Consider the following 12,439-nt stretch of genomic DNA (forward strand, 5'->3'; position numbering starts at 1 on the left):
ACCTCGACACCGTCCTGACCCCCAAGGCCGACACCGCCTGGCACCTGCACGAACTCACCGCACACCACGACCTCGCCCGGTTCATCCTGTTCTCGTCCGCGGCCGGCACTCTCGGCGCGTCCGGGCAGGGCGAGTACGCCGCCGCGAACGCGTTCCTCGACGGCCTCGCCGCGGCCCGCCACGCCGCCGGTCTGCCCGCCGTCTCGCTCGCGTGGGGCCTGTGGGCCGAACGCAGCGGCATGACCGGGCACCTCGGCGACGCCGACCTGGCCCGCATGGCCCGCGGCGGTATCACCGCGATGCCGTCCACCCAGGCGCTCGCCCTGTTCGACGCCGCCCTCGCCGGCGCGGAGCCCGTCCTTTTGCCCATGGCGCTCGACCCGCACCGTGGCACCGACGTACCACGCCTGCTGCGTCCCGCCGCGGCGGCCGGGGCGACGCGGAGCCGGGCGCGGAGAGCGGCCTCGGACGGGCCGGCCGACGGGCCGGAGGCGCTGGTGCGGCGGCTGGCCGCGCTTGATCGTGACGGGCGGGCCGCGTTCCTGCTGGACCTGGTCCGCGGCCACGCCGCCGCCGTCCTGGGCCACGCCGGAGCCGAGGCCGTCGAAGGCGACCGGCCGTTCAAGGAGATCGGGTTCGACTCGCTCGCCTCGGTCGAGCTGCGCAACCGCCTCTCCGCGGCCACCGGCCTCAAGCTCTCCGCCACGCTCGTCTTCAACCATCCGACCCCGCTCGCCCTCGCCGCCTTCCTCGGCGCCCGCCTTCCCCTTCCGCCCGGATCCGCGGCGGACCCCGCCGACCCGCCGGACGGACACGGGGCATCCGGGGACGGCCTTGACGACGCCGAGATCGCCCGGCTGATCGCGACGATCCCGGTGAGCCGCCTCCGCGCGGAGGGCCTGCTCGACCCGGTGCTCCGGCTCGCGGACGGCCCGCCCGAACCCGATCCCGCCGCGGACCCCGCCGACGGCGAAGCGCGGCGCGCACCGGAGGAGTCAATCGACGCGATGGACGTGGACCGGCTCGTGGCTCGCGCCCTCGGCGGCGCATGACCCCCGCTTGGGAGACGACATGACGGTCAGTTCACACAACACGCAGGACGGCTCGCTGGATCGGGTCGTGGCGGCGCTACGCGCGTCGCTCAAGGAGAACGACCGGCTGCGGGACCAGAACCGCCGGCTGGCGGAGGCCGCGCGGAAGGTCGGGCGGGCGGCCGAGCCGATCGCGATCGTGGGGATGGCCTGCCGGCTGCCGGGCGGAGTCGACTCGCCGGAGGAGCTGTGGCGGCTCGTGGCCGACGGTGAAGACGCGCTGACCGGGTTCCCCGACGACCGCGGCTGGGATCTGGACCGGCTGTTCGACCCGGACCCGGACGCGCCGGGCGCCAGCTACGTCCGCGAGGGCGGATTCGTGCGCGACGTGGCCGGGTTCGACGCCGCGTTCTTCGGGATCTCGCCGCGGGAGGCCGTCGCGATGGACCCGCAGCAGCGGCTCGTGCTGGAGGCCGCGTGGGAGACGCTGGAACGGGCCGGGATCCGGCCGGGTTCGCTGCGCGGCACCCCGACGGGCGTGTTCGTGGGGGCGGGCGGCTCGGATTACGCGCAGCTCCTCGCGGGCGCCGGCGACGACGTCGAGGGCTACGTCGTGACGAGCAGCTCCAGCAGCGTCGTGTCCGGCCGCGTGGCCTACACCTTCGGGCTGGAAGGCCCGGCCGTGACGGTCGACACCGCGTGCTCGTCGTCGCTGGTCGCGCTGCACCTGGCCGCGCAGGCGCTGCGCAACGGCGAGTGCGACCTCGCGCTCTGCGGCGGCGTCGCGGTGCTGGCCACGCCGGGCGGCTTCGTGGAATTCTCCCGGCAGCGCGGCCTCGCCCGGGACGGCCGCTGCAAAGCCTTCGCCGACGCCGCCGACGGCACCGGCTGGGGCGAGGGCGCCGGAATGCTGCTGCTGGAGCGCCTGTCCGACGCACGGCGGAACGGCCGTCACATCCTGGCGGTGATCCGCGGCAGCGCCGTCAACCAGGACGGCGCGTCCAACGGGCTTACCGCGCCAAACGGCCCCTCCCAGGAACGCGTCATCCGCGCCGCCCTGGCGAACGCCCGCCTGAAGCCCGCCGACGTGGACGCCGTAGAAGCCCACGGCACCGGCACCCGCCTCGGCGACCCGATCGAGGCCGAGGCGCTCCTCGCCGTCTACGGCCGCGGCCGCACCGCCCCGCTCTGGCTCGGCTCGCTCAAGTCGAACATCGGCCACACGCAGGCCGCCGCGGGCGCCGCCGGGGTCATCAAGATGGTGCTCGCGCTGCGGCACGAGACGCTCCCGGCGACCCTGCACGTCGACAGCCCGACCAGCCAGGTCGACTGGACGGCGGGCAACGTCGAACTGCTCACCGAGGCCCGCCCGTGGCCACGCGGCGGCCGTCCCCGCCGCGCCGGCGTCTCCTCGTTCGGTGTCTCCGGCACGAACGCGCACGTCATCCTCGAAGAGGCCCCCGAGCCTCCCGCGGACCCGCCGGAGACCGCGGACGGGCCCGTCCCGCTGCTGCTGTCGGCCAAGGACGCGGCCACGGTCCGCGCGCAGGCGGGTCGCGTCGCCGATTTCCTCGCCAGGACGCCGACCGCGTCCCTCCCGCAGGTCGCGCGGGCCCTTGACGCTCGGGAGCGGTTCACGCACCGCGCGGTCGTCGTGGCGAACGACCGGGAGCAGGCGATGGCGGCGCTCGGCGCGCTCGCCACCGGCGCCGACCACCCGGACGCCGTCACCGGCAAGGCCGGACCGGGCAAGACGGTGTGGGTGTTCCCCGGCCAGGGCTCGCAATGGCCCGGCATGGGCCTGCGCCTCGCGAAGGAGTCGCCGGTGTTCGCCGCGCGGCTGCGCGAATGCGCCGAGGCGCTGCGTACGCATGTGGACTGGGACCTGCACGAGGCCCTGGGCGACCCGGCCGCGCTGGACCGCGTGGATGTGGTGCAGCCCGCGCTGTGGGCGATCATGGTCTCCCTGGCCGAGCTGTGGAGCTCCTACGGCCACCGGCCCGACGCGGTCATCGGCCACAGCCAAGGCGAGATCGCCGCCGCCACCGTCGCCGGAGCCCTCACCCTCGCCGACGGCGCCGCCATCGCCGCCCTGCGCTCCCGGCTCATCCGCCACCACCTGGCCGGAAAAGGCGGCATGGTCGTGACCGGCCTGCCCGCCCAGGCGACCGCCGAGCTGATCGCGCCCTGGCCCGACCTGCACGTGGCCGCGCTCAACAGCGCCACCCAGACCATCGTCTCCGGCGGCGCCGGCTCCATCGCCGAACTGCTGGCCGCATGCCACAACCGCGGCGTCTGGGCCCGGCGCGTCCCGGTGGACTACGCCTCGCACTGCCCCCACGTGGACGCCATCGCCGAACCACTGCAGGCCGCCCTTTCCGCCATCACCCCCGCCGACGCGGCCATCCCGATGTTCTCCACCCTCACCGGCGACTGGATCGACGGGGGCCGGCTCACCGCCCGGTACTGGGTCGACAACCTGCGCCACCCGGTACGGCTGGCGCCCGCGCTGGAGGCACTCGCCACGGCCGGGTACACCGGCGTCACCGAGATCAGCCCGCACCCGACGCTGCTCCCCGCGATCACCGACGCCCTGCCGGACGCGGCCGTCACGCCGACGCTGCACCGCGACGACCCCGGCTTGCCGAAGCTGCTGCGCGGCCTGGCCCGGGTCACCGCGTACGGCGGCCCGGCCCGCTGGGACCTCGGCACCGGCCCGGTCGCGGCGGACCTGCCGACGTACCCGTTCCAGCGCCGCCGCTTCTGGCTGGAGCGGCCGACGGCCACCGCCGACGTGGCCGCGGCCGGGCTCGCGCCGGGCGGGCACCCCTTCCTGCGGGCCGCGCTCGCCCGGGCCGACGGCGACGGCGAGTTGCTCACCGGCACGCTTTCGGTCCGGGAGCACCCGTGGCTGGCCGACCACGCCGTCCGCGGAACGGCGCTGCTGCCGGGCACCGCGTTCGTCGAACTGGCCGCGCACGTCGCCGCGTACACGGGCCTGGCGGGCATCGAGGAGCTGACGCTGCAGGCGCCGCTGGCGCTGCCGGAGCGCGGCGGCGTCCACCTGCAGGTCGCGGTGGCCGCCCCGGACGGCTCGGGCCGCCGCGCCGTGACCATCCACTCGCGTCCGCAGGACGCCGCGCCCACCGACCCGTGGACGCGGCACGCCACCGGCACCCTCACCCCCGACCCGGCCGATCCGGGCGATGACCTGGCGGTGTGGCCGCCGCCCGGTGCCCGCCCCCTCGACGTGACGGGCCTGTACGACCGGCTCGGCGGCGACGGCTACGAGTACGGCCCTGCCTTCCAGGGCCTGCGTGCCGCGTGGGCGACCGACGAGCACGTGTACGCCGAGGTCGCGCTGCCCGTCCCGGCGGGCGGCCACCTCGTTCACCCCGCGCTCCTGGACGCGGCGTTGCACGCGTCCGCGCTCGCCCGCGACCCTCGGGAGGGCGGCGAGATCCGCCTCCCCTTCGGCTGGTCGGACGTGACGATCACGGCCGCCGCCCCCGCGAAGGCCCGGGTGCGGCTGACCCGCGGCGAGCCCCTCGCGGTCCTGGTCGCGGACGAGACGGGCAGGCCCGTCGTGTCCGTGGGGGCGCTCACCACCCGCCCGCTCGCCGGCACCGCCGGTGTCCTGTCCGGCGTGGTCGCCGATGCCCTGTTCCGGGTGCACTGGGCGAAGATCTCCCCCGACGGCCCTGCTCCGGCGCGCGTCGCCATCGCGGGAGGCGACCCGCTCGGCCTGGCCGCGGCGCTCGCCGGGACCGGCATGACCGTCACCGCCTGCGACCCGTCGCGATCGCCGGACGACGGGACAACCGTCCTGCTCACCCTCACCCCCGGCGCGTCCCCGCTCGCCGGCGCGTACGCGCTGACGCACGAGATCGCCGACCGGGCCAAGGCGTGGGCGGCGGCCGACCACGCGGGGGCGCTCGTCGCGGTCACCGCCGACCCGGACGACCCGGGCGTGGCCGCGGCCCTGGGCTTCCTGCGGTCCGCTCGGTCCGAGCACCCCGGAAGGTTCCGTACGGTCGCGCTGCGCCCGGATTGGACGCCCGCGGGGCTGGCCGCCGCGCTCGGCTCGGCCGAGCCCGACACGACCGTGACCGGCGCCGACCTGCTGGCCCGCCGGCTCGGCCGGGCCGCGGCGGCGCCCGCGCTGGTCCCGCCGGACGGGCCGTGGCGGGTCGCGGTCGCCGGGAACGGCGCCCTCGACCTGCGCGCCGAGCCCGCACCCGAGCTCGCCGAGCCGCCGGGCCCCGGCGAGGTCCGTGTGGCCGTACGGGCCGCGGGCGTCAACTTCCGGGATGTGCTCATCGCGCTCGGCATGTACCCGGGCGCGGCGTTGCCGGGCAGCGAGGGCGCGGGCGTCGTCACCGCAGTCGGCGCGGGCGTCACCGGGTTCGCCCCCGGCGACCGGGTGATGGGCCTGTTCTCCGGCGGATTCGGCCCGCTGGCCACCGCCGATCCGCGCACGCTCGTGCCCATCCCGGACGAGTGGGGGTTCGCCGAGGCGGCGGCCACGCCCATCGCGTTCCTCACCGCCTACTACGCGCTCGTCGACGTCGCCCGGGCCCGGCCGGGCGAGCGGGTGCTCGTCCACGCGGGCGCCGGCGGCGTCGGCATGGCCGCGCTGCGGCTCGCCGAGTACCTGGGGCTTGAGGCGTACGCGACGGCGCACCCGCGCAAGTGGCCCGTGCTGGGGCTGCCCGCCGAGCGGGTCGCGTCCAGCCGCGACACCGCCTTCGCGGAGAGGTTCCGCCGGGCGACCGGGGGCCGTGGCTTCGACATCGTGGTCAACTCGCTGGCCGGGCCGGCCGTGGACGCGTCGCTGCGGCTGCTCGCGCCCGGCGGCCGGTTCGCCGAGCTCGGCAAAACCGACCTGCGCGACCCCGCCGACGTCGTCGCCGTGACCGCGCCCGGCGCCGAGTACCGGCCGTTCGACCTGTACGAGGCCGGACCCGACCGGCTCGGCGAGATCCTCAAGGAGGTCGTGCGGCTGCTCGACACCGGCGCGGTCGAGCCGCTCCCGGTGACCGCGTGGGACGTCCGCGACGCCCCCGAGGCGTTCCGGACGCTCAGCCGCGCCGCGCACACCGGCAAGGTCGTGCTGACCGTGCGGCGGCCCCTCGACCCGGCGGGGACCGTTGTGGTGACCGGCGGCACCGGCACGCTCGGCGGGCTCACCGCCCGCCACCTCGTCGAACGGCACGGCGTACGGCGGCTGCTGCTGCTCAGCCGCCAAGGGCCGGACGCGCCCGGCGCCGCCGACCTCGCCACGGAGCTGCGCGGCCTCGGCGCCGAGGTGACGATCACCGCATGCGACGTCGCCGACGAGAACGCGCTGCGGCGCGCCCTTGAGTCCGTCCCGGACGCGCACCCGCTCACCGGCGTGTTCCACGCGGCGGGCGCGCTCGCCGACGCCACCCTTGACACGCTCACCCCCGACCGAATCGACGCGGTGCTGCGCGCGAAGGCCGACGGCGCCTGGCATCTGCACACGCTCACCCGGCACCTCGACCTGGCCGCGTTCGTGCTGTTCTCGTCGGTCGCGTCCACCTTCGGGAACCGCGGGCAGGCCGGGTACGCCGCCGCGAACGCGTTCCTCGACGCGCTCGCCGCGTCCCGCCGCGCCGACGGCCTCGCCGGCACGTCCGTCGCGTGGGGGTTGTGGGCCGAGCGAAGCGCCCTCACCGGCGGGCTCGACGCCGTGGACCTGCGCCGCATGGAACGCGGCGGCGTCGGCGCCCTCACCACCGCCGAGGGGCTCGCGCTGCTCGACGCGGCCACCGCCGGGCCCGACCCGGCGCCCGTCGCGGTCCGGCTGAACCTGCCGGCGCTCGCCGCTCAGGGCCGCGCCGGGACGCTCCCGGGGCTGCTGCGCGGACTCGTCCGGACGGCTCCGCCGCCGCGCCGGGACGCCGCCGAGCGGTCCTTGGGCGACCGCCTGGCCGCGCTCACGCCCGCCGAGGCCGAACAGGTCGTGCTCGACCTGGTGCGCGCGCAGGTCGCGGCGGTGCTCGGGCATGCCTCGGCCGACGCGGTCGAGCCGCGGCGGACGTTCAAGGAGGCCGGGTTCGACTCGCTCACCTCGGTCGAGTTGCGCAACCGGCTCGCGACCGCGACCGGGCTGAAGCTGCCCGCCACGCTCGTGTTCGACCATCCGACGCCGCAGGCCCTCGCCGACTTCATCACCGGGCGGCTCGCCGGCCCGCCCGCCGCGACGCCCGCCGCGGCCCGTCCCAGCGCCCCGCTCGACGGCGACGCCGTCGTCGTGGTCGGGCTCGCGTGCCGGTTCCCCGGCGGGGTCGAGACGCCCGAGGACCTGTGGCGGCTCGTCGAGGCCGGTGGCGACGGCACGTCGGAGTTTCCCGCCGACCGCGGCTGGGACGTCGCCGCCGTCTACGACCCCGATCCGGGGCGGCGCGGCCGTACCTACACGCGTTCGGGGGGATTCCTCGCGGACGCGGCCGCGTTCGATCCGGCCCCGTTCGGGATCTCCCCCCGGGAGGCCCTCGCCATGGACCCGCAGCAGCGGCTGCTGCTGGAGACCTCGTGGGAGGCGTTCGAGCGGGCCGGGATCGATCCGCGGTCCGTGCACGGCAGCGGCACCGGGGTGTTCGTCGGCGTGAGCGGCACCGACTACGCGGCGCTCGGCACGGACCCTCCCGAGGAGGTCGAGGGGTATCTCGGGATCGGCAGCGCCGCGAGCGTCGCGTCCGGCCGGATCTCGTACACGTTCGGGCTGGAAGGCCCGGCCGTGACCGTGGACACCGCGTGCTCGTCGTCGCTGGTCGCGCTGCACCTGGCCGCGCAGGCGCTGCGCAACGGCGAATGCGACCTCGCGCTCGCCGGAGGCGTGACGGTGATGGCGACGCCCGCCCTGTTCGTCGAGTTCTCCCGGCAGCGTGGCCTCTCCCCGGACGGCCGCTGCAAGGCGTTCGCCGAGGCCGCCGACGGCGCGGGCTTCGCCGAGGGGGCCGGGATGCTGCTGCTGGAGCGCCTGTCGGACGCGCGCCGGAACGGGCGTCGCATCCTGGCGGTGATCCGCGGCAGCGCGATCAACCAGGACGGCGCGTCCAACGGGCTCACCGCCCCCAACGGCCCCTCGCAGGAACGCGTGATCCGGGCGGCCCTGGCCAACGCCGGCCTCAAGCCGGCCGACGTGGACGCGGTCGAAGCCCACGGCACCGGCACCCGCCTGGGAGACCCCATCGAGGCACACGCCCTGCTTGCCACCTACGGCCAGGACCGGCCCACACCCCTGTGGCTCGGCTCGATCAAATCCAACATCGGCCACACCCAGGCCGCCGCAGGCGCCGCCGGAATCATCAAGATGGTGCTGGCGCTGCGGCACCAGACGCTCCCGGCGACCCTGCACGTCGACGCCCCCACCAGCCACGTCGACTGGACATCCGGAAACGTCGAACTCCTCACCGAGCCCAGGCCGTGGCCGCGCGGGGACCGGCCCCGCCGCGCCGGGATCTCCTCCTTCGGGATCTCCGGTACGAACGCGCACGTCATCATCGAGGAAATCATCGAGGAACCTATCGAGGAACCTATCGAGGAACCTATCGAGGAACCACCCGCTGCCGAGACGGCCGTATCCGAGGCCGCCCCGGTGCCGTGGCCGGTGCCGTGGATCGTATCCGCGGCGACCGAGGCCGGAATGCGTGCGCAGGCCCGGAGGCTCGCCGAGCGCATCGCGCCGGAGACGGACGCCGCCGCCGTCGCGCGGGCCCTCGCCACCACCCGCGCCCGGCTCGACCGGAGCGCCGTCCTCACCGGCCGCACCACCGCCGAGCTGCGCGCCGCCGCCGCCCGGTTCGCCGACGGCGACGACGCCGGCGCGGCCCTCGTCCCGCCCGGCGCGGTCCGCGGCAGGACCGCCTTCCTGTTCACCGGGCAGGGCAGCCAGCGGCCCGGCATGGGCCGCGGCCTGTACGGGGTGCTGCCCGAGTTCACCGAGGCGCTCGACCTGGTCGCCGCCGCGTTCCGGCCCCACCTCGACGGCCCCGACCTGCGCGTGGTGATGGGCGTCACCGGGGACGGCCCGGAGGGCCTGCTGGACCGGACCGCGTGGACGCAGCCCGCCCTGTTCGCCTTGGAGATCGCGTTGTTCCGGCAGCTTGAGGCGTGGGGCGTGCGGCCCGACGCGCTCCTTGGACACTCCATCGGCGAGCTGGCCGCCGCCCACGCCGCGGGCGTGTTCGACCTGGCGGACGCGTGCGCGCTGGTCGCCGCTCGCGGCCGACTGATGGACGCGCTCCCGCCCGGCGGCGCCATGCTCGCCGTCCGGGCCTGCGAACCCGACCTCCTCGACCTGCTCGCCGGTCTGCCCGCGGTCGCCAAGCAGGCCGAGGTCGCCGCGGTGAACGGGCCCGCCGCGACCGTCGTCTCCGGTACGGCCGCCGCGGTCGAGGCGGTCGCGGCGGCGGCGGGCGAACGCGGCTGGAAGACCAGGCGGCTGAAGGTTTCGCACGCGTTCCACTCGGCGCTCATGGACGGCATGCTCGACGCGTTCGCCGACGTCGCGTCCCGCGTGACGTACCACGAGCCACGCGTGCCCGTGGTGTCGAACGTGACGGGCCGGATCGCCGACCCCGCCGAGCTGGCGTCGCCCGGCTACTGGGTACGGCACGCCCGCGGGACCGTCCGGTTCAGCGACGGGGTTGCGCACCTGCACGGCCGCGGCGTCCGCCGCTACCTGGAACTCGGCCCGGACGCGGTGCTCGGCCCGCCGGCCCTGGAGTCGGCGGGCGTGTCGGGGCCGCGCGGCGACCGTCCCCGGTTCACCGCGCTGCTTCGCCGCGACCGCCCCGACGCCGACGCCCTCGTCACCGCCGTCGCCGAGTACCACGCCTGGCACGGCCGGGTCGCCTGGGACGCGGTCCTCCCCGGTGCCCGCCCCGCCGACCTGCCCACCTACGCGTTCACCCGCGCCCGCTACTGGCTGGGCGCCCCGCATTCCGATGCCGCCGGCGGCGACGGCGGCCCAGGCGCGGCGGCGCACGGGCTCGGCGACGGGTTCGCGGACCTGCCCGCCGAGGAGCGGGCGGACGCGGTCCTGGCGCTGGTGCGGGAACGGGCGGCGGCGGTGCTGGGACACGCGTCGGCGGACGCGGTCGAGCCGGACCGGGAGCTGCTGGAGCTTGGCTTCGACTCGATCACCGCGGTCGAGTTCCGGGACCGGCTGGCCGCGATCACCGGCATCGATTTGCCCGCGACCCTGCTGTTCGACCATCCGACGTGCGCGCGGATCGCCGCGCTCGTCACAGCCCGCCTCAACGGCGAGACCGAGACGGACCCGCAGGACGGCATCGCCGCCCGCTACTGGGCGGCCAACGACGCGGGCCGTTTCCGGGAGGCCACCGACCTGCTGCGCGCCGCCGCCGCCGAGCGGCCCGTCTTCACCGCCGCCGAGGCCGGCACCAACGCTCCGCGCCTGCTGCGCCTGGGCCATGGCGACGGCCCCGGCCCGGTCCTGGTGTGCCTGCCGTCGTTCAGCCCGGCGTCCGGTCCGCACGAGTACGCCCGCCTCGCCGCCTCGCTGCCCGGCCACGCCGTGTGGGCGGTGTCGCAGCCCGGTTTCCGGTCCGGCGAAGCCCTGCCCGCGGACGTCGCCGCGCTCACCGCCGCCCACACGGTCACGCTCACCGGGCCCGACGCCCCCGGCGGGGACGCCGGGATCGTGCTGGTCGGCCGGTCGGCCGCGGGATGGATCGCGCACGAGCTCGCCACGGCGCTCGCGGCCCTCGGCGCGCCGGTGCGCGGCGTGGCGCTGCTGGACACCTTCACGCCCGGCGACCTGGCGGAGCGGGTGTGGGTGCGCGACGCGATGACGCGGGCGACGTCGGGCCGGGAGAACGCGCTGGTGCTGCGGAACGAGGCGCGGCTGGTGGCGTCCGGCGGCTATGACCGCGTCTTCGCGGCCTGGGAGCCGGAGCCGGGGCCCGTACCGACGGTGCTGGTGAAGGCGGGCACGCCGGTCGAGCCCGGACTGGACACCCGCGGCGATTGGACGGCCGCGTGGCCGCTGCCGCACACGTCCGTGACCGTCCCCGGCGACCACTTCTCCCTGCTGGAGGACCGCGCGGCCGAGACCGCCGCGGCCATCACCGCCTGGCTGGGCGCCCTGCCCGGCGCGAGCGGGGACCCGAGTCCGGGTCCGTCCCCTGTCCGGTTCGTGAGTGAGAGCTGAGGGCGCACGTTATGAAGACCGTCGTCATCGGAGCCGGCATCGGCGGGCTCGCCACTGCGCTCGGGCTGGCCGGGTCCGGGCTGCCGGTGGAGGTGTACGAGCGCGCGGAGACGTTCCGGGCCGCCGGCAACGGGGTGATCCTCTGGCCCGGCGCCACCGGCATCCTCAAGGAGCTGGGCGTCGACACGACCGGGCTCGGACGGCCGATGCACCGCGGCGAGTTGCTGTCGTCCGGCGGGTCGCTGCTGGTGTGGACCGACATGAAGGAGGTCAGCGACCGGTACGGCCACGACACGCTGCTGGTGTCGCGCGGCGACGTCGTGAAGCGGCTCGGCGCCGCGCTGCCGGACGGGATCGTCCGGTTCGGGAAGCGCTGCACGTCGGTTCGCGAGTCGGCCGGCGGCGCGATCGTGGAGTTCGAGGACGGTTCGCGGACCGAGGCGGACGTGGTGGTCGGCGCGGACGGGTACCGCTCGGCCGTCCGGGATGTCCTGCTCCCAGGCGATTCGGCCCGGTTCACCGGCGTCGCGACCTGGCACGGCGTCGGCGCGTTCCCGCATGAGCTGATCGGCGGCACCACCGCCCGCACCTATTTCGGGAAAATCGGGATCTGCGCGGTGCATCCGGTCGGCGACGGCCTGCTGCACTGGGCGTTCGAGGCGCCCTGGAAACCCGGCGGGCCGCGGCAGGGCCCCTGGCTGCCGCGGCTGCGGCAGTGGTTCGGCGACTGGCATCCCGCGATCCGTGACCTGCTGGCCGCGGTCGACGAGGCCGACGTGCACGTGTTCCCGCACGCGCTGCACACGGTGCGGCGACGGTGGGGCCGCGGCCCGCTGACGCTGCTCGGCGACGCCGCCCACGTGATCCCGCCGCGCGCCGGGATGGGCGCGAACCAGGCCCTGGAGGACGCGTGGGTCCTGGCGCACGCGCTCGCCGCGGGCGCCGCCGACCCGCCGTCCGCGCTGCGCGCCTACGAGGACGCGCGGGTCAAGCGGGTCCGCCGGGTCGCGAGCAGCGCCGGCTGGATGAGCAAGAGCAACAACATGCTGCTCATGCTGCGGTTCATACGGCGGGCCGTACCGATGAACCGGCTCACCCATGCCACGGTCCGCGGCGGCAGCAACTACCTCAACGACGACCTGCCCGCCCTCTCCCGTAAGCCCGGCCTCCCCGTAGCCCGGCGAAGCCAAGCCAGATGAGACGA

At 76.3% G+C, this 12,439-nt stretch carries 3 protein-coding genes; all 3 read left to right on the forward strand.

Annotation, left to right across the window (positions count from 1 at the left end; translation table 11 throughout):
• The coding region (locus AB0K60_RS18610) for a beta-ketoacyl reductase (protein ID WP_364055901.1) at positions 1-1,052 on the forward strand (1,052 nt) is incomplete at its 5' end.
• Between the two features lie 19 nt (positions 1,053-1,071).
• A complete protein-coding gene (locus tag AB0K60_RS18615) occupies positions 1,072-11,235 on the forward strand; it encodes an SDR family NAD(P)-dependent oxidoreductase (RefSeq protein ID WP_364055904.1) in 10,164 nt (3,387 codons plus the stop codon).
• 11 nt (positions 11,236-11,246) lie between these two features.
• Complete coding sequence (locus AB0K60_RS18620) at positions 11,247-12,434, forward strand: NAD(P)/FAD-dependent oxidoreductase (protein ID WP_364055907.1); 1,188 nt, start codon at positions 11,247-11,249, stop codon at positions 12,432-12,434.
• Positions 12,435-12,439 lie beyond the last annotated feature (5 nt).

This window comes from Thermopolyspora sp. NPDC052614 (assembly GCF_040678635.1).
Lineage (GTDB): Bacteria > Actinomycetota > Actinomycetes > Streptosporangiales > Streptosporangiaceae > Thermopolyspora.